Here is an 18,102-nt window from a genome sequence, read left to right as displayed (position 1 = left end):
ATATGGGTCACGGCCACGACCACCATCACGACCACGACCTCGAGACCACCGGCGGCGACGTTCCTCCGGCCCTCGACCTGAGCATCCCGGACAGCGAACTGTCGCCGTCCGACGTCTCACGGCGTGGCTTCCTGCGCGGCGCCGGCCTGCTCGGCGCGGGCGCGGCCGCCTCCGTGCTCGCCACCCCGTCGGCCGCCCAGGCCGCCGGCCTGCCGCACAGCCACGGCCCGCAGGGCGGCGGCTCCGCCAAGGGCGGTTTCACCTGGCTCGCGGGTGACCACCACATCCACACGCAGTACAGCTCGGACGCCCAGTACCGGGTGATCGACCAGGCCAAGCACGGCCACGCGTTCGGTCTCGACTGGGTCGTCATCACCGACCACGGCAGCGTCACGCACGCCAAGATCGGCGTCGAGAAGGTGAACCCGGACATCCGGGCCACCCGCGAGGAGATCCGGGACCTGCTGACCTTCCAGGGTCTCGAGTGGAACATCCCGGCCGCCGAGCACGCGACCGTCTTCGTGGCGCCCAGCAAGCACGAGGTCGAGGTTCTCAAGCAGTTCGAGACCAACTACGACGGCAACCTGCTGCCCACCACCAACACGCCGGAGCAGAACGAGGCCGCCGCGATCGCCGGCATCAAGTTCCTCGGTTCGCAGGTGAAGGCGCGCAAGGTCGAGGCCGCCCTGTTCCTGGCCAACCACCCGGCCCGCCGCGGCATCGACTCGCCGCACGAGATCCGCAACTGGCGCGACGCCGACCCGACGGTCGCCATCGGCTTCGAGGGCGCGCCCGGCCACCAGGCCGCGGGCATCCCGGCCCCGAACGGCCGTGGTGGCGCGCGTGGCTACTACGACAACAACCCGTCGGCCGCCTCGTACGCGGGCTACCCGCTGGAGAGCTACCGCACCTGGGGCGGCTTCGACTGGATGACCTCCACCGTCGGCGGCCTGTGGGACAGCCTGCTCGCCGAGGGCAAGGCGTGGTGGATCACCGTCAACTCGGACTCGCACGTCAACTACCTGGACCAGTCGGACCGGGGCCCGGACAGCAACTTCGAGGTCAACGGCAAGTACAACGACCCGGTCTACACCGGCAAGACGCTGACCACGGCGGGCGACTTCTGGCCCGGCTTCTACGGCCGCACCACCGTCGGTGCGTCGTCGTGGGGCTACAAGCAGGTCATGGACGGCCTGCGCGCCGGCCGCGTCTGGGTCGACCACGGCCGCCTGATCAAGGGCCTGGACGCCCGCGTCCGGGTCGACGGCGACCGCCGCTCGCACTCCGGCACCCCGCTCGGCGGCGTGCTGCAGGTCAAGCGGGGCACCGCGACCGAGATCGTGCTCGACATCGATCTGCAGGACGTGCCCAACTGGGCGCAGTTCATCCCGGTGCTCAAGCGCGTCGACGTCATCGTCGGCTCGGTCACCGGCCCGGTCACCGACAAGGACGCCTTCACCGCCCCGAACACCAAGGTGGTCAAGTCGTTCGAGATCTCGAAGGGCGCCAAGCGGGTCACTCTGACCTACAACTTCGGCCGCCTCGACAAGCCGTTCTACGTCCGCGTCCGCGGCACCGACGGCAACCGCACCCAGCCCGGCCTGATGGGCGCGTCGGTCGACCCGGTCGGCCCGAAGCTCGACGTCGTCGGCGACGCCGACCCGTGGGGCGACCTGTGGTTCTACACCAACCCGATCTGGGTCCTCCCCAAGTGACGTTGTACCGCTCGGTTGCCGGCCTCTCGACCGTGGGCGTTTCCCTCGGTCACCGGGAGGTCGGCGCCGCCGATCACTGGATCCTCTCCCTGGATCCGGCGCCGGTCTCCGCGTGCACGCACCTGGTGCAGACGCCGTTCCCGCACGTCGCCATCAGCTTGGTCTCGGCGTCGCCGTTCGAGACTTCGGTGGAGCTGCAGCCCGCAGCCGACGCGGCTTTGTCCGGAAAATTCGGTCGTGCCGTGATTTTTCCGGGCTCTTCGACTCTGACCGGCCAGCTCACTGTCGGCGCGTTGATCGAGTCCACGGCGATCGACCGGGTCGAGGTGCTCGGCTCGGGCGTGGCCCTTTCCGATCAGATCGTGGACACCCGCGATTTCGTACGCCCGCAGTTCCGCAACGGTGACCTCGTGCTGGTGACGATGCCGGCCGCGGGCGGGGTGCTCGTCCCGTTCGAAACGCGGGATCCCACCCCCTGCTGCGCCGACCACAAGTAGGACATTCTCTACGCTTGGCTGGTGTCTGGTAACTCGTTGCAGTCGAAGATCGCTTCAGCTCGCGGCGGGGTGATGCTCTTCAGCATCACCCCGCCCAAGCGCGCCAACAGTCCCGAGCGGGTCAAGGAGATCGCCGAGATCACCGTGGGCCGGCTCGCCGACCTCGATCTCGACGGGCTGATCCTGTACGACATCGAGGACGAGTCGGACCGCAACTCCGACAAGCGCCCGTTCCCCTATCTGCCGACCCTGGACCCGGCGTCGTTCCACACCGACCACCTCGGCGACTGGGACAAGCCCACGATCATCTACCGCTGCGTCGGCAAATACGCGGAGAACGACCTGCGAACGTGGCTGGCCGGCTCCTCCCCCGACATCCTGACCGTCTTCGTGGGTTCCTCGTCGGGCACCAAGCCGGTGCAGACCTCGCTGCGCCGGGCCCAGCAGCTGCACCACGAGGTCTCCCCCGCCCTCCCGCTGGGCGCCGTGGTGATCGGCGAACGGCACGCCCGCCACGGCGACGAACACCTGCGCATGCTGACCAAGCAGGAACGCGGCTGCACCTTCTTCATCTCCCAGGTGATCTACGACCTGAACGAGACGAAGAACCTGGTCTCCGACTACTTCTACGCCTGCAAGGACGCGGACATCACCCCGCGGCCGCTGATCTTCACGCTCTCGTTGTGCGGCTCCCCCAAGACCCTGGAGTTCCTCGACTGGCTGGGCGTCGAGGTGCCACCGTGGCTGGCCACCGAACTCCGCGAGTCGGACGATCCGCTGGAGACCTCGCGACGCGAATGCCTGGCCATCGCCCGGGACCTGAAGTCCTATTGCGAGCGCCTGGGCATGCCCTACGGCTTCAACGTCGAGAGCGTCTCGATCCGCAAGGCCGAGATCGAGGCCAGCACCGAACTGGCCCGCGAGATCGCCGCCCTGCTCCGCGCCTGACTCACGCGCCCGTCAACTCGGCGCGGCGGCGTATCACCGCCGCGCCGAGGACCTCCGGATCGCTGTGGGCCAGATGATCACGAATCAACAGATGCACGAAGCGGTAGCCATCTGCGGTCCGCACCAGCAGACTTCGATCGGCGGCAAACCGGAGATAGGACTGACGCCAGGGATTCGGCTCACCGGCAGCTCGGAAGGACAGCACAACCACGAGCGGCCACAGCACGGCGGCAATGGACGCTCCGGCGCAGAAGACAAGGAAGAGGGAGGCGGCGACCAAGGTCACCGGCGACCGCGGCTCGGTGTCGGCGACCGGGTCGACCAGCAGGAAGCCATACGCGGGGGCGAGCAGGAGCATCAGGACGAACTCCAACGTTCGCCAGAGCCGTCCGGTCGTCCGGTTTCGCGTGTATGGATCGAGGTGAAAGCCCACCGGCATCGCGATCCCTAGGACGGTGGCGAGACTCAGGATGCCGGACAGCAAAGAGATCCCGGCGAGGAGCCGGTCGGCCCCGGACTGCCCTTGTATCTGTACGAAGACCAGCGCCAGACCGGACCCTACGACGCCGACGACCAGCAGACGTCGGCACCAGGCCTCGGAAGCTTCTCGGTGGGGAAACCACACGCCCCGGGCGATGAAGGCGACGATGAGCGGAGCAGTGACGATCCCGGCCGGCCCGAACGGCATCCGGACGAGGGCAGCCAGCGCCACCAGCACTATCGTCGAGGTCGCCACCGCCGCGACAACAGCACCGAGACATCCGGTGACGAGCGTCCTGGCATGCCGAAGCCGACCGGCCCGCCTCCACCGTGGCATCACTGCCATGGCCGCGAGGAGCATGGCGAGGAAAGCGACGCCGCGCACGGAAGACCCGAATCTCCAGGCCCCGGCCACGCCGACTGCAGCGACGCAGACGCAGCTGACCGGAGCGATCCACATTCGAGCCGCGTCGACGATCGGCCGGCACGCTGACGTGCGCAGCGTGCCGCTTCGCAATGATCGGACGATCACACCGTAATCGAGTTCGATCGTCACCAAGGCCAGAGTGCGTATTGCCCGCACCGCATGGACCGGCCCTTCCACCTCGCGCTCCCGGCGCCGGGCCATCATCTCGACCACGTAGGAGTCGAAGATCAGCCGGCGTTGTTCGGAGCGGCTGCGTCCGTGCAGCAGGACCTGCCAGTCCTCGTTGTCCTGGGCCAGGACGAGGACGCTCAGCATGAGCGGTGTGGTCAGCAACTCCCAGAGGTCGTCATCCGCACTGAGCACGGCGGCCACCCCGGCCAGCCGCGGACTGACCATCGACAGATAGGCCGTCACCTGGGCCTCGGTCAGCGGGCGAATGACCACGGCTCCCTGGAGGCTGAGGCGGGAGGTCAGGCGGTCGTAGTCGGCTTCGCGGCTGCAGACCACGATCCGGCTCGACCGGTCGGGGGCGTCCAGGCCGTTGATCTCGGTCACGCAGCGCTCCCGGTAGGCGTCGGGCACCTCGTCCAGACCGTCCAGCAGCAGGATCATGCGACCCTCGCGGAGCCATGCCCGGCTCACCGTGGCCGGAATCCGATAGCGCTCCTGCAGTTCGTGCTCGATCCAGGTGGCCAGGCGGGGCGGCGCCGGGTCGGACCGGGACAGACGATCAAGAAGCGATCTTCGCGGTCGCGACCAGCCGACGAGGTCGAGCAGCACGGGCATTCCGGCCGGCCCGCCATCCGCGGTCTGCTGTTCCGCCCGGCCGACCAGGGCGGCGGCCAGGTCGAGCAACTGTGTCGTCTTGCCGGCCCCGGGCGCTCCAAGGATCAGCATCGACTCGTCCATGTCGTCGAAGACATCGAGGATCCCGGCGTCGTCACTCAACTGGAACTCCGCGCCGCTGACCCTCTGCACCATGTGCATGGGTTGCCGCACGGCGTCCGGCCGTTCGCCCAGCGTCAGCCTGATCCGCTCGGCGAGCAGGCCGGCCTGGCGCGCCTGGACATAGCGCGAGACCTGCTGCAACGCCCGGCGGATGTTGCGGGGATCATCCGGACGTCCCGTCACGGTCGCGGAATCCCGGCCGCCGAGCCGGTCCCAGACCTCCAGCGCGATGATCAGCACGATGCAGGCCAGGGCCAGCGGCCACAGCAGCCCGACGTAGGGCCGCATCCAATCCGGAGGTTCGCCACCGGTGTCGATGTTGACCGCGTACGGCGCGATCAGCAGGCCGCCCACCGTGCCCAACAGAGCCTGAAGGACCCGCAACATGGCCCGGCCCATCAATCACCCTCCGCCCCGATGAAGGTCACCGATTGTTTCAGCCGCTCGCGACCGCTGGGAACAGTTCGGACGGCTCCCTCGCGTCAGGCCAATCGGGCCAGGTCGTCCGGGGTCAGGTGGAGGGCGCCGGCGGCGATGTTCTGCTCCAGGTGGCTCACGTCGCCCGTGCCGGGGATGGCCAGGACGTTTTCGCCCTGGTGCAGGGTCCACGCCAGACGGACCTGGTGGGGTGTCGCGTGGTGGGCGGCGGCGATCTCGCGTACGGCGTCGGCGTGGGTGGTGGTTGCTCCTTCTTCGCGGTTCGGGCCGGCTATGGCGAAGAACGGAACGAAGGCGATGCCCCGCGAAGCCAGAGCCGCCGGCATGTGGGCGTCACGGCGCAGGTCGAGGGCGTAGCTGTTCTGGACGCAGATGACCGGGGCGATGGTGGCCGCCTCGTTCACCTGGTCGAGGGTGGCGTTGGAGATGCCCAGGTGGCGGATCAGGCCCTCGTCGCGCATCGCGGCCAACGCGGCGACGCGGTCGGCGACCGAGCCGGATCGGGCGGTCAGGCGCAGGTTCACCAGGTCGAGGCGGTCCACGGCCAGGCGGCGCAGGTTTTCCTCGACCTGGGCGCGGAGACGCTCGGGCGTGGTGGCCGACTCGAACTCGCCGGACGGCAGGACCCCGGGTCCTACTTTTGTGGCGAGGAACAGGCTGGGGTCGTACGGGGAAAGGGCTTCCCGGATCAGCTCGGTGGCGTAGCGGGCGGGACCGCTGCCGGTGCCGAGGATGCCGCCGGGCGAGAAGTAGAACGCTGCGGTGTCGATGTGGTTGACGCCCAGCTCGACGGCTCGGCGCAGGACTCGGATGGCCACGGCTCGGTCGGGGTCGGGGGTCAGGCGCATCGAGCCGAAGCCCATGCGGTTGACGAGGTGGTCGCCCAGGGTCCAGGTGCCGGCGGCATCAGCAGTGATCACTGCGGGAACGGTAGCGGCGGCGCGGGATTATGCCACTCGGCCGGCTACCCGATACCGGTTTATACAGGTCATTGCTACGTTGTTAATCACGGAATTCGGGTCGGGGGCGCGCGGTTGTCGCGATCATGACGACGATCGGATTCATCGGTAGCGGTAACATCGGCGGCACGGTGGCGCGGCTCGCGGTGGCGGCCGGCTACGACGTGGTGATCAGCAACTCGCGCGGGCCGGAGACGCTGAAGGAGTTCGCGGACGAGCTCGGGCCCCAGGCGCGTGCGGCCACCGCCGCCGAAGCGGCCGCGGCGGGCGATGTCGTGGTGGTGAGTGTGCCGTTCAAGGCGTTCGCGCAGCTGCCGGCCGCGGAGCTGGCGGGCAAGGTCGTGCTCGACACGAACAACTACTACCCGCAGCGCGACGGCCATGTCGAGGCGATCGACCGGGGTGAGCTGACCAGCGCGCAGGTCGAGCAGCAGGCGCTGGGCAGCGCGCGCATCGTGAAGGTCTTCAACAACGTGTGGTCGGGTCACCTCGGCGCGCTGGGCCGGCCGTCGGGGGCGGCCGACCGGTCCGCGCTGCCGATCGCGGGCGACGACGCGGAGGCCAAGCGGACGGCCACGGAGTTCCTCGACGCGATCGGGTGGGACGCCGTGGACGCCGGGTCGCTGGCCGACAGCTGGCGGCAGGAGCCGGGGACGCCGGTCTACGGGCCGCCCTACGGTCCGTACGGCGAGCTGCCCGGCACCACCGCGAGCGCCGAAACGATCCGGGCCGCACTGGCCGCGGCGACCCGCGGCTGAACGCGGAACCGGTTACGAGCGAGAGAGCGCGATCAATTTGGGAACGCCTGTCAGCTGGAAAAACACGGGCGTGGCTGCTTGAGAGCGCTCTCACGGCGTACCGGAAGGCCTTTCTGCTCCGGGGGTTGACCTGCCACGATGAGCGGGTGCTGGTGGCTTTCTCTGTGACGCCCCTCGGCGAGGGTGACTCCGTCGGCGATCTGGTGGCCGAGGCGGTGCGTGTGGTGCGCGCCTCCGGGCTGCCCAACCGCACCGACGCCATGTTCACCACGATCGAGGGCGAATGGGACGAGGTGATGGCCGTCGTCAAACAGGCCGTCGACGCCGTGGCGGCCAAGGCGCCCCGGGTCAGCGTGACGCTCAAGGCGGACGTGCGACCCGGGGTGACCGGCGCGCTGACGGCCAAGGTGGAGCACATCGAAGAGGCGTTGCGCGAGTGAGACGCCTGGTGATGTGGGACATCGACTACACGCTGCTGCGCGGCGGCGGGGTGACGACGATGGCGTGGAAGGCGGCCTTCGCGGCGGTCACCGGCGGGGTGGCGTGGCGGGCGACGCCCAACTTCGGCGGGCGAACCGACATGGACGTCTGCGCCGAGGTCTTCGCGACGCACGGGGTCACCGACTGCACTCCCGAGCGTTTTTTCGTACGCTACGTGGCCGAGATCGACCGCATCAAGCACCTGTTCGCCGAGCAGGGTGAGCTGATGCCGGGCGTCCGTGCGGTGCTGGCCCGGCTGGGTGACGAGCCGAGCGTGGTGCAGACCCTGGTCACCGGGAACGTGCCCGAGGTGGCGGCGGCCAAGGTCGCGGCGTTCGGGCTGAGCGACTCGTTCGACGCCGAGGTGGGCGGCTACGGCACCGACGACAGCGTGCGCGCGACCCTGGTGCGGCGCAGCCTGGAGCGGGCCGAGGCCAAGTACGGCGAACGGTTCCAGCCGGTGGTGATCGGTGACACCGAGCACGACGTGACGGCGGCGCTGGCCAACGGGGCGTTCGCGGTGGCCGTGGCGACCGGCCGGACCAAGATGGCCGACCTGGTGCTGGCCGGGGCCCACGCCGTGCTGCCCGATCTGTCCGACGTGGAGGCGACCGTACGCATCCTGACCGCCGACGGGCTGACCACAGACGAGGGCAGGGCAGGCATCGCCGCGGGCTGATCGTCAGGGCAGGCATCGCCGCGGGCTGATCGTCAGGGCAGGCATCGCCGCGGGCTGATCGTCAGGGCAGGCTGAGTTCGGGCGGGAAACCCGTCCAGCGCAGCTCGGGCGGCAGGTGGGTGACGTCGTTGAAGACCAGCGGATGCGGCTTCTTCCCCGGCCGCGACCGCAGCACGGTGACGCCCGTGTTGCACGAGTTGAGCCCCACCCACCGTTCGGCCGGCGCCTCGAGCGCGGCCCGCAGGAACCAGGCGACCTGGAAGTTGTGGGTGATACAGAGCTCGTCGGCCGGCCGGTCGGAGAACCGGGCCACCATCGCGTCGGACGCGGCCGGGTCGTCGGACGGATCGATGTCGTCGAGTTCCGCGGCGACCTCGACCGGCACTCCGGGCAGGGCCGCCGACACGATCGCGGCGGTCTCGACCGCACGGGCCAGCGGGCTGTGGTTGATGCGGGTGATGCCCGCGCCCACCAGCCGCTCGCCGAGCAGCGCGGCCTGCCGGCGACCGTCCTCGGCCAGCCCGACATCACCCGGGCCGGTGGCGAGACCGTGGCGGGCCAGCCAGAGCCGGCTCATGTGGGGCTCACCGGGTTGGGGATCGCGCCGCCGAAACGCCGGTCGCGCGACGCGTAGAGCTCGCACGCATACCAGAGGTGGCGGCGGTCGAAGTCGGGCCACAGGGTGTCGAGGAAGACCATTTCCGCGTACGCCGACTGCCAGAGCAGGAAGTTCGACGTGCGCTGCTCGCCCGACGGCCGCAGGAACAGATCGACCTCGGGAACCTCGGGGTGGTAGAGGTATTTCTGGATGGTCTTCTCGTTGACCCGTGACGGGTCGAGCTTGCCCGCGGCCACGTCCCGGGCGATCGCCGCCGTCGCGTCGGCGATCTCGGCCTGGCCGCCGTAGTTGACGCAGAACTGCAGGGTGAGCGTCTTGTTCTTCTTCGACATCTCCTGGGCCGTCTCGAGCTCGGAGATCACGCTCTTCCACAGCCGGCCCCGGCGGCCCGACCACACCACCCGGACGCCCAGGTCGACCAGCTGGTCGCGGCGGCGGCGGATGACGTCGCGGTTGAAGCCCATCAGGAAACGCACCTCTTCGGGCGAGCGCTTCCAGTTCTCGGTCGAGAACGCGTAGGCCGAGAGATAGGGGATGCCCAGCTCGATCGCACCCTCGATGGTGTCGAACAGCGAGAACTCGCCCTGCTCGTGGCCCTTGGTGCGGGACAGGCCACGCTCCTTGGCCCAGCGGCCGTTGCCGTCCATCACCATGGCCACGTGTTTCGGCAGCGCCGCCCTGGGCAGCTCGGGCGGCGTGGCGCCGGAGAGATGCGGGGTGGGTGGGCGCGGCGTCATGGGTTCTCCCGTCGATCGACCAGCGGCAGCGAGCGCAACGCCCGCTCCATGTGCCATTGCAGGTGGGCGGCGACCAGGCCGCTGCATTCGCGGCGCACCGGCGGTTCGGCCGCGTCGGCCACCGTCCAGTCGCCGGTGGTCAGCGCGTTCATCAGGCCGAGCGTGGCCGGGCTGGGGTGGGCCGCGCCGGGCGGGCGGCAGTCGGGGCAGACCGCGCCACCGGCCGGCACCGAGAAGGCCGCGTGCTGACCCGGGGTGCCGCAGACCGCGCACTCGGCGATCGCGGGCGCCCAGCCGGCCACCGCCATGCCGCGCAGCAGGTAGGCGTCGAGCACCAGGCTGCTCGCGTGCTCGCCGACCGACAGGGCCTTGAGCGCGCCCAGGGTGAGCTGGAACAGCCGCAGCGAGGGCTCGCGCTCCTCGGGGGTGAGCCGCTCGGCGGTCTCGGCGATCGCGCAGGCCGCCGTGTAACGCGGGTAGTCGCCCAGCAGCCGCTTGCCGAACAGCGAGATCGCCTCGACCTGGCTCACCGAGTGCAGCGAGCTGCCCACCCCCTCGGGCGAGCCGGCGAGTTGCAGGTCGATGTGGCCGAACGGTTCGAGCCGGGCCCCGAAACGCGACGACGTGCGCCGTACGCCGCGGGCGACCGCGCGCAGACGGCCGTGGCGACGGGTGAGCAGGGTGATGATGCGGTCGCTCTCGCCGAGCTTCTGCACACGCAGCACCACCGCGTCGTCGCGGTAGAGGTGGCGGCGGTATCCGACGGCGGGCACCTAGACATTCTGCCCCCTCGGTACGAGCGACCCTGACCCGGATCTCAGGGTCATCTCGGGGGACGGTCAGTGACAGGACCGATGGTGTGGTCCGGGCCCCGGGCCATAGCGTCGACACCATGACCACGACACTCGCCCGGCGCGCCGGAGTCTTCGCCCTCATCGCCGCGACCGCGGCCACCACCCTGACGGGGTGCGCCGGAGTGGTCGGGGCCAAGATGACCTTCGAGGACACCGAGAAGACCAAGATCACCGACATCCGGCTCGACGGCAGCAGCGGCGACGTGACGATCCGCGCGGCCGCCGTGACCGAGACGAGCATCAAGCGGATCGTCCGGCGCACCACCGGTGACCCGGGCGAGTCGTACCGCCTCGAGGGCAGCACGCTGGTCGTCGACACGTCGTGCGGGCATGACTGCTCGGTGTCGTACGAAATCGTGGCTCCGACCGGGGTCAAGGTGGGCGGCGAGCTGAAGTCGGGCGACATCGCGCTCGACGCGGTGGGCGACACCGACGTCAAGCTGACCTCGGGCAACATCAACGTCACCGACCCGGCCGGCACGGTCAAGCTGCGGGCCACCTCGGGCGACATGCGGGTGGTCAACGCGAAGAAGGCGACCCGGGTCGAGGCCACCTCGGGCAACATCAACGTGATCGACATGGCCGGCCCGCTCGAGCTGCGGGTCACCTCGGGCGACATCAGCGCCACGCTGACCACGCCGAACTCGGTGACCGCCCAGACGACCAGCGGAACCGTGCAGGTGCAGGTGCCACAGGGCGACTACAAGATCGTCACCAGCGCCGGCTCGGGCGACGCCAGCGTCAACGGCCTGGTCAGCAACCCGGCCGCCAAGAACGTGCTCGATCTGCGCACCGGCAGCGGGGATGCGACAGTATCGGCGGCATGAGCTTCTACCTCCCGCTCGGCGACGACCACTACCGTCCGACCCGCTCGACCGAGAGCCCCTGGGACACCGAGATGCAGCACGGCGGCCCGCCCGCCGCGCTCCTCGGACGGGTGCTCTCGGTCGACGGCCTGCGGCTGGCGCGCATCTCGGTCGACTTCCTGGGCCCGATCCCGCGCCGCGACTTCCACGTCGAGGTCACGCCGATCAAGCCCGGCCGGCTGACCACGCTCAACGAGGCCCGGATGGTCGTCGACGGCCGGGTCGCGGTGACCGCCAGGGCCTGGCACATCGCGCCCGGCCCGACACCGCCGATCAGCACTCCGGCCGACCACGCCGATCCCCTGCCCGGGCCCGAGGCGGCGACGACCTTTCCCGGGTACGACGAGTGGGGTTACGGCCGCGCCATCGAGTGGCGGACGACGAAGGGTGCGCTGGGTGAGCCGGACGGCGAGAAGCACGTCTGGACCCGGGTCCGCGAACCGCTGATCGAGGGACAGGAGATCCAGGGGCAGGACCGGGCGCTGATCGTGGCCGACTCGGCCAACGGCATCTCGGCGGTACTGCCGATGGACACGTGGCTCTCGATCCCGCCGACCATGACGACCACGCTGCTGCGCCCGCCGTCGGGCGAATGGGTGCACCTGGCCTGCCGGACGGCGCTGAGCGGGGACGGGCTCGGGCTGACGTCGGGCGAACTCTTCGACGCGGACGGCGCGGTCGGGGTGGTCGCTCAGCCGCTGGTCGTACGCGCCCGCTGAGGAGTCAGCTCGCCGGCGCCGGCGGGAGCCGGGGAGACCGGCGCGATCCGGCGCGTGCGGCCGGGGATCAGGGCGGGACGGCGGCCCGCCGCGATGTCCTCGACCCAGCCGACGGCCAGCACGACGATCGCCAGCCCGGCGGTGACCACCGCGAGCCGCCACACGATGCCGACCCAGCCCTGCACGGGTAGGCCGGTCGCCTCGGCCAGGCGCACCACGGCGATGATCAGTGGCACGTGCCAGAGGTAGATGGTCAGGGCGCGGGCGTTCAGCACGGTCAGGATGCGGCGTGGGGCCACCTGCGGGGCGAAGCCGAGCGCAACCAGGATGAACGCGGCCGACCAGAGCGCGTTGGCCAGTGGGATGTCGTTGAGGTCGAGACCGCGCGGACCGGGATGAGTGAGCGCCCAGACCGCACCGGTAGCGCCCAGCACGCCCACGAGCCACCAGCGGTAACGCGCGATGAACCCGGCCGACCGGACGCGCCTCGCCGACGGTGACGGTGTGACGGCTCGGGCGAGCATCCCGTCATGGTGGGCGAAACCGAGCAACCACGCCCCGCCGTAGAGCGCCAGATCCCGGACGATCACCGGCGGGTTCATCCCGGCGAAGGTGATCACGGCCAGGGCCACGTACGGGAAGGAAATGGTGGTCAGCGGGAACCGGCGGAACAGGGGCAGCAGCAATGGCGAGAGCAGGACGAACCACAGGAAATCCCGCAGGTACCACATCGCGGCCAGGCCCTGCAGCCAGAAGCCCTCGGCCGGCGGGTCGACGATCGGGAAGGCCCACAGCAGCACCTGCCAGTCCCAGGCCATGCCGACCGCCAGCATGGCGGGCACCGCGATCGCGGCCAGCACCCACAGCGACGGCAGCAGGCGATGCAGCCGGCGCTCGACCGCGAACGGGCCGTAGCGGTCGAGCGAAGCGGCCATCATCGAGCCGGCCAGGGCGAACATCACCGACATGGCCGGGAAGACGATGGTCAGCGCCGCCCAGCCGGTCGAGTGATAGACCACGACCCGGACGGTTGCGACGGCGCGCAGCAGATCCAGGTACCGGTTTCGCATGACACCTGTTGTTACCCAGTTGCCCCTAAACCCGCAAACCAGGGTGAATTATCCCATAATCCAGGTATCGGGAGGTTTAAATCAGAAGCCGAGCTTCCGGAGCTGACGTGGATCACGTTGCCACTCCTTGGCTACCCGCACATGAAGATCGAGATACACGCGGGTGCCAAGTAATTGTTCGATTTCGGCGCGGGCCTTGCTGCCGACCTCTTTCAGCCGGACGCCCCGCGAGCCGATCACGATCGACTTCTGGCTGTCCCGTTCGACGTACAGATCCGCATAGATCTTGGTGAGGCCGCCCTCGACCATCATCTCTTCGACCAGCACCGCGATCGAGTGCGGCAACTCGTCGCGCACCCCCTCGAGCGCCGACTCGCGGATCAGCTCGGCGATCAGCACCTGCTCGGGCTCGTCGGTCAGCACGTCGTCCGGATAGAGCTGCGGCGACTCCGGCAGATGCTTGACCAGCACGTCGACCAGCGTCTGGACCTGATGCCCGGAGACCGCGCTGACCGGCACGATCTCGGCGAAGTCGTACAGCTCACTCACCGCGAGCAGGTGCTTGGTCAACGTCGCCGGATCGACCAGGTCGACCTTGGTCACCACGGCGATCACGGTCGCCTTGAGCTCGGCCAGCTCGCTCGAGATGAACCGGTCGCCCCGCCCCACCGGCTCGTCGGCCGGGAAGCAGACGCCGATCACGTCGGTCTCGCTCCACACCTCGCGCACGAGGTCGTTGAGGCGCTCGCCGAGCAGCGTGCGGGGCCGGTGCAGACCGGGCGTGTCGACCAGCACGAGCTGCGCGTTCTCGCGGTGCACGATGCCCCGGATCACGTGCCGGGTGGTCTGCGGTTTGTTCGACGTGATGGCGATCTTCTGCCCGATGATCGCGTTGGTCAGCGTGCTCTTGCCGGCGTTGGGCCGCCCGACGAAACACGCGAATCCGGCCCGATAGACGTCATCGGTCCGCTCGACCCGTGCCGCCTCACGATGCCGATGACTGCGCCTGTGGTGTTCACCAGATGCTTTTTCCGTACGAGTCGTGTCTTCAACGCCGGATTCCGAGGTCTTCGGCCCGACGTCAGAACCACTCCGTCCCCGAGCGCCGCGAGTTCGCGGCTTCCGACCCGTTTCGCTCACCCTCCCGGAGCCGACCGCACGATCGCGGCCCTGACCACCCGCGGCACCCGCCCGCGGACCGTCCGCCCCGGCCGTTCCGCGGCCATCAGGCGTACCGCCGGCACGACGCTCACCGGGCGCACCGCCGCCGCGACGCCCGTCCGGCGCGGCCGCCGAGCGCCGGATGCTGGACGCTCCCCGCCCCTGCCGGCCGTCGGAGCCGCTCTCGGCCCGTCGCGCGGCTCGCCGCTCCTGCCGCCTGAGTTCGTTACGCTCCCCGGCCGTGAGCCGCCGCTCTCCGCCCGCCGCACGCGCCTCACCAGCCGCCGGGCCGCCGGAACGCTCCGCGCCCGACCGCTCCCCGCCGGACGAACGCGCCGCACGAGTCGAGCCGCCCCCGGATCGATCAGCCGAACGCTCCCCGCCGGTCGAGCGGCCGGTCGAACGGCCGCCGGACTTGTTCGAACGCTCGTCGCTCATGCGGTGACCGTGCCGAGCAGCGCCCCGGACGGGCCGGCCACGTGGATCGGCGAGGTCGGCGCCAGATCGCGCACGGCCGCCTGCCCCGCGCTCTCGAGCGAATCCGCCTCGGTCACCACCGCCGCCGCCTCGATCAGGGTCGCCCCCGACGACGCCGCCGACGCCACCGCCAGCTGCAACGCACTCACCGACAGGCTCGGCAGCGCCACCGTGGCCGCGGCATAGGTGCGCCCGTCCTGGTCGCGTACCGCCGCGCCCTCGGCCGCCCCCACCCGCGCGCGGGCACTCCGCGCCAGCGTCACGAGCTTGGTGTCCTCGGCACTCAAAGCGATCTCAGGCATCAGCGTGCTGTCTTTCCTCTGTCTCAGTGTCGGTACCGGATTCATCAGTATCGGGGGAAGGCGCCGGCTCGACCCGGCGCACCAGCACCGAGTCGATCCGGTTTCGGCGCCCGGTCGTGCCCTCGGCGATCAGGTGCAGGCCGCCCACGTCGACCTGGGCGCCGGGGATGGGCACCCGGCCCAGTGTCTGGGCGAGCAGGCCACCGACCGTCTCGACCTCGTCGGCGGGCAGCTCGACCCCGAAGATCTCGCCGAGGTCTTCGATCGGCAGGCGGGCCGTGACCCGCACCGCACCGTCTTCGAGGTGCTCGACCGGCGGGCGTTCCACGTCGTACTCGTCGGTGATCTCGCCGACGATCTCTTCCAGGATGTCTTCGATGGTGACCAGGCCGGCCGTGCCGCCGTACTCGTCCACCACGATCACCAGGTGGGAGCGGGCCGCCTGCATCTCGGAGAGCAGGTCGTCGACCGGCTTCGACTCGGGCACGAACGTCGCCGGCCGCATCAGGTCGGCCACCGCCTGCGCCGTCGACGCCGGGTCGCCGTTCTGGGTCCGGCGGATCACGTCTTTGAGGTAGAGCACGCCCAGCACGTCGTCGACGCTCTCGCCGATCACCGGGATGCGCGAGAAGCCCGACCGCAGGAACAGGTAGAGCGCCTGCTGCAGCGTCTTCGGCGCCTCGATCCACACCATCTCGGTGCGCGGCACCATCACCTCGCGGGCGATCGTGTCACCGAGTGCGAACACCGAGTGGATCATCTCGCGTTCGCCGTGCTCGACGACGCCGCGCTGCTCGGCCAGGTCGACCAGTTCGCGCAGCTCGACCTGGCTGCCGAACGGTCCCTCGGGGAAGCCCTTGCCCGGGGTCACCGCGTTACCGATGAGGATGAGCAGCGAGGCCAGCGGGTTGAGCACCTTGCCGAGCCAGCGGACCAGCGGGGCGGCGGCCTTGCCCACGGCGTACGCGTGCTGGCGCCCCACCGTGCGCGGTGCCACGCCGACCACGACGAAGCTGACCACGGTCATCGTGCCCGCGGTGACCAGCGCCGCCGTCCAGCCGATGCCCCAGCTGTCCACCGCGACCAGCGCGATCAGGGTGGTGGCGGTGAGCTCGCACAGCAGCCGCAGCAGCAACAGCAGGTTGAGGTGGCGCACCACGTCGGAGGCGACTGCGGCCAGGGCCGAGGCCCCACGCTCGCCCTCGCGGGCCATCTCGGCCGCGCGCGCCGTCGAGACGCTGCCCAGGGCGGCGTCGGCCATCGAGGCCAGGCCGGCCAGGAAGACCAGCGCGACCGCGAAGACGATCAGTTGGAGGTCGGGCAGGCCCGCCGACGCGGAGCCTGCCGCCAATAGATTTGCGGGGTCCATCAGCGGCCGGCCCGCCAGCTCTGCAGGAGGCGGTTCTGCAGGGCGAACATCTCCCGCTCCTCCTCCGGCTCGGCGTGGTCGTAGCCGAGCAGATGCAGCGCGCCGTGCACGGTGAGCAGGTGCAGCTCGTCGGCGGCGGAGTGCCCGGCCGCGGCGGCCTGTTTCGAGGCCACCTCGGGGGCGAGCACGATGTCGCCGAGCAGGGCCGGCTCGCCGGTGCCGGCCTCGCCCGGACCGTGGTCGACGCTGCCCTCGTCCATCGGGAACGCGAGCACGTCGGTCGGGCCGTCACCACCCATCCAGCGATGGTTCAGCTCGGCCATGTAGTCGATGTCGACGAGCAGGATCGACAACTCGGCGAGCGGGTTGACTCCCATCTCGTCGAGGGCGTGCCGGGCCACCGCGAGGATCGCGTCGGTGTCGACCTCGACTCCCGACTCGTTGGCGATCTCGATGGACATAGTGGTGCGTTTACCCCTTGATTCAGCGCCTACGCCCGTTGCGGCCACCACTGGCGGCGCGACCGGGCACGGCGTGGACGGATTGTGTGGCGGCCTGTTCCTGATCGGCGTCGTAACGCGCGTAGGCGTCAACGATTTCGGCCACCAGCCGGTGGCGCACGACGTCGGAGCTGGACAGCTCGGCGAAGTGCACGTCTTCGACATTCTGCAGGATCTCACGCACGATCTTGAGACCGCTGGTGGTGCCGCCGGGCAGGTCGACCTGGGTGACGTCGCCGGTGACCACGATCTTGGCACCGAACCCGAGCCGGGTCAGGAACATCTTCATCTGCTCGGGAGTCGTGTTCTGCGCCTCGTCGAGAATGATGAACGCGTCGTTCAAAGTCCTACCCCGCATATAGGCCAAGGGGGCGACTTCGATGGTGCCCGCGGCCATCAGGCGCGGGATCGACTCGGGGTCGAGCATGTCGTGCAGCGCGTCGTAGAGCGGCCGCAGGTACGGGTCGATCTTTTCGTTGAGCGTGCCGGGCAGGAAGCCCAGCCGCTCGCCCGCCTCGACCGCCGGCCGGGTCAGGATGATGCGGCTGACCTGCTTGGCCGTCAGCGCCTGGACCGCCTTGGCCATGGCCAGGTAGGTCTTGCCGGTGCCGGCCGGGCCGATGCCGAAGACGATCGTGTTCTCGTCGATGGCGTCGACGTAACGTTTCTGGCCCAGCGTCTTGGGCCGGATCGTCTTGCCCCGGCGGGACAGGATGTTGAGCGTCAGCACCTCGGCCGGGCGTTCGGCCGTCGCGTCCTCGAGCATGGCGACGGTGCGCCGCACGGAGTCGACGCTGAGCGTCTCGCCGCGCTCGATCAGTTCGATCAGCTCGGAGAAGAGTCGTTCGGCGGTGGCGTTCTCGCCGGGGTCACCGGTGATGGTGATCTCGTTGCCGCGGACGTGCACGTCGCTGGCGAGAGTTCGCTCGATGAGCCGCAGGATTTCGTCCTTGGCACCCAGCAGGTTCACCATGATCTTGGGGTCGGCGACCGAGATCTTGGTCTGCACCCGCGCCGCGCCGCTGGAGCCCGCGCTGGAAGGGTTCGGCGTACCGGTCATAGGGCGGCCACGAGGGCCTCACCCACCTGCTCTCATACT

The 18,102-nt window shown here is 69.9% G+C and carries 18 protein-coding genes and 1 pseudogene; 8 read left to right on the top strand and 11 right to left on the bottom strand.

The genetic code is table 11. The features are described 5' to 3' along the window. The first annotated feature begins 2 nt into the window (after nucleotides 1-2). From KOI35_RS40430 to KOI35_RS40420, 3 genes are read left to right on the top strand one after another with little or no spacing between them, the layout of a single operon-like run. A complete protein-coding gene (locus tag KOI35_RS40430; protein ID WP_215794876.1) occupies nucleotides 3-1,715 on the top strand; it encodes a PHP domain-containing protein in 1,713 nt (570 codons plus the stop codon). Further along, nucleotides 1,712-2,212, top strand: a complete 501-nt coding sequence (locus tag KOI35_RS40425; protein WP_215794873.1) for a hypothetical protein — start codon at nucleotides 1,712-1,714, stop codon at nucleotides 2,210-2,212. Before KOI35_RS40430 ends, KOI35_RS40425 begins: the two co-directional genes overlap by 4 nt. A gap of 21 nt (nucleotides 2,213-2,233) precedes the next feature. Further along, the gene (locus tag KOI35_RS40420; protein WP_308121370.1) at nucleotides 2,234-3,160 is read left to right on the top strand and encodes a 5,10-methylenetetrahydrofolate reductase; all 927 of its coding nucleotides are present in this window, start codon (nucleotides 2,234-2,236) and stop codon (nucleotides 3,158-3,160) included. Between the two features lies 1 nt (nucleotide 3,161). Here the strand turns inward: KOI35_RS40420 and KOI35_RS40415 are convergent, their stop codons facing one another. Together KOI35_RS40415 and KOI35_RS40410 are read right to left on the bottom strand one after the other, a co-directional pair. Continuing rightward, nucleotides 3,162-5,255, bottom strand: coding sequence for an NACHT domain-containing protein (locus KOI35_RS40415; RefSeq protein WP_215794871.1), 2,094 nt, complete (start codon nucleotides 5,253-5,255; stop codon nucleotides 3,162-3,164). 242 nt (nucleotides 5,256-5,497) lie between these two features. Beyond that, complete coding sequence (locus tag KOI35_RS40410) at nucleotides 5,498-6,373, bottom strand: aldo/keto reductase (RefSeq protein ID WP_308121369.1); 876 nt, start codon at nucleotides 6,371-6,373, stop codon at nucleotides 5,498-5,500. Between the two features lie 125 nt (nucleotides 6,374-6,498). On the opposite strand from KOI35_RS40410, the gene KOI35_RS40405 reads away from it, so the two are divergent. From KOI35_RS40405 to KOI35_RS40395, 3 genes are all read left to right on the top strand, one after another. After that, nucleotides 6,499-7,170 (top strand): NADPH-dependent F420 reductase, encoded by a 672-nt coding sequence (locus KOI35_RS40405; RefSeq protein WP_215794869.1) that lies wholly within the window; start codon nucleotides 6,499-6,501, stop codon nucleotides 7,168-7,170. 146 nt (nucleotides 7,171-7,316) lie between these two features. Then, entirely contained in the window at nucleotides 7,317-7,610 is a 294-nt protein-coding gene (locus tag KOI35_RS40400) for an MTH1187 family thiamine-binding protein (RefSeq protein ID WP_215794867.1), read from the top strand. Then, nucleotides 7,607-8,329 (top strand): HAD family hydrolase, encoded by a 723-nt coding sequence (locus tag KOI35_RS40395; RefSeq protein ID WP_308121368.1) that lies wholly within the window; start codon nucleotides 7,607-7,609, stop codon nucleotides 8,327-8,329. Before KOI35_RS40400 ends, KOI35_RS40395 begins: the two co-directional genes overlap by 4 nt. A 61-nt stretch (nucleotides 8,330-8,390) precedes the next feature. On the opposite strand, the gene KOI35_RS40390 is transcribed toward KOI35_RS40395, so the two are convergent. The 3 genes from KOI35_RS40390 to recO are packed head-to-tail and all read right to left on the bottom strand — an operon-like array spanning nucleotide 8,391 to nucleotide 10,458. Next, a complete protein-coding gene (locus KOI35_RS40390) occupies nucleotides 8,391-8,906 on the bottom strand; it encodes a histidine phosphatase family protein (RefSeq protein WP_215794865.1) in 516 nt (171 codons plus the stop codon). Beyond that, nucleotides 8,903-9,685: an isoprenyl transferase gene (locus KOI35_RS40385; RefSeq protein ID WP_215794863.1), complete on the bottom strand. Its 783-nt coding sequence runs from the start codon at nucleotides 9,683-9,685 to the stop codon at nucleotides 8,903-8,905. The genes KOI35_RS40390 and KOI35_RS40385 overlap by 4 nt, the downstream gene beginning before the upstream one ends. Next, nucleotides 9,682-10,458 (bottom strand): DNA repair protein RecO, encoded by a 777-nt coding sequence (recO, locus tag KOI35_RS40380; protein ID WP_215794860.1) that lies wholly within the window; start codon nucleotides 10,456-10,458, stop codon nucleotides 9,682-9,684. The genes KOI35_RS40385 and recO overlap by 4 nt, the downstream gene beginning before the upstream one ends. Nucleotides 10,459-10,577: 119 nt before the next feature. Between recO and KOI35_RS40375 the strand changes: the two genes are divergently transcribed. Both KOI35_RS40375 and KOI35_RS40370 read left to right on the top strand, forming a co-directional pair. Then, the gene (locus tag KOI35_RS40375) at nucleotides 10,578-11,366 is read left to right on the top strand and encodes a DUF4097 family beta strand repeat-containing protein (protein WP_215794858.1); all 789 of its coding nucleotides are present in this window, start codon (nucleotides 10,578-10,580) and stop codon (nucleotides 11,364-11,366) included. Beyond that, the gene (locus KOI35_RS40370; RefSeq protein ID WP_215794856.1) at nucleotides 11,363-12,124 is read left to right on the top strand and encodes a thioesterase family protein; all 762 of its coding nucleotides are present in this window, start codon (nucleotides 11,363-11,365) and stop codon (nucleotides 12,122-12,124) included. Before KOI35_RS40375 ends, KOI35_RS40370 begins: the two co-directional genes overlap by 4 nt. Here KOI35_RS40370 and KOI35_RS40365 read toward each other — a convergent pair. The 6 genes and pseudogenes from KOI35_RS40365 to KOI35_RS40340 all read right to left on the bottom strand — a co-directional run bounded on the left by KOI35_RS40365 (nucleotide 12,097) and on the right by KOI35_RS40340 (nucleotide 18,063). Further along, the gene (locus KOI35_RS40365) at nucleotides 12,097-13,194 is read right to left on the bottom strand and encodes an acyltransferase family protein (RefSeq protein WP_215794853.1); all 1,098 of its coding nucleotides are present in this window, start codon (nucleotides 13,192-13,194) and stop codon (nucleotides 12,097-12,099) included. The genes KOI35_RS40370 and KOI35_RS40365 overlap by 28 nt on opposite strands. Before the next feature lie 81 nt (nucleotides 13,195-13,275). Continuing rightward, a pseudogene (era, locus tag KOI35_RS40360) lies at nucleotides 13,276-14,148 on the bottom strand (GTPase Era); the annotation flags it as partial. 641 nt (nucleotides 14,149-14,789) lie between these two features. Further along, nucleotides 14,790-15,134 (bottom strand): cytidine deaminase-like protein, encoded by a 345-nt coding sequence (locus KOI35_RS40355; RefSeq protein WP_215794848.1) that lies wholly within the window; start codon nucleotides 15,132-15,134, stop codon nucleotides 14,790-14,792. Then, entirely contained in the window at nucleotides 15,127-16,503 is a 1,377-nt protein-coding gene (locus tag KOI35_RS40350; RefSeq protein ID WP_215794846.1) for a hemolysin family protein, read from the bottom strand. Before KOI35_RS40350 ends, KOI35_RS40355 begins: the two co-directional genes overlap by 8 nt. Further along, nucleotides 16,503-16,964 (bottom strand): rRNA maturation RNase YbeY, encoded by a 462-nt coding sequence (gene ybeY / locus KOI35_RS40345; RefSeq protein WP_215794844.1) that lies wholly within the window; start codon nucleotides 16,962-16,964, stop codon nucleotides 16,503-16,505. Before ybeY ends, KOI35_RS40350 begins: the two co-directional genes overlap by 1 nt. 22 nt (nucleotides 16,965-16,986) lie before the next feature. Then, entirely contained in the window at nucleotides 16,987-18,063 is a 1,077-nt protein-coding gene (locus KOI35_RS40340; RefSeq protein ID WP_215794842.1) for a PhoH family protein, read from the bottom strand. Between the last annotated feature and the right edge of the window lie 39 nt (nucleotides 18,064-18,102).

The sequence above is a fragment of the Paractinoplanes bogorensis genome, from assembly GCF_018829635.1.
In the GTDB taxonomy this organism is placed as follows: domain Bacteria; phylum Actinomycetota; class Actinomycetes; order Mycobacteriales; family Micromonosporaceae; genus Actinoplanes; species Actinoplanes bogorensis.
Note: the sequence above shows the minus strand (reverse complement) of the source record. Positions and strands in the feature narration are given on the sequence as shown.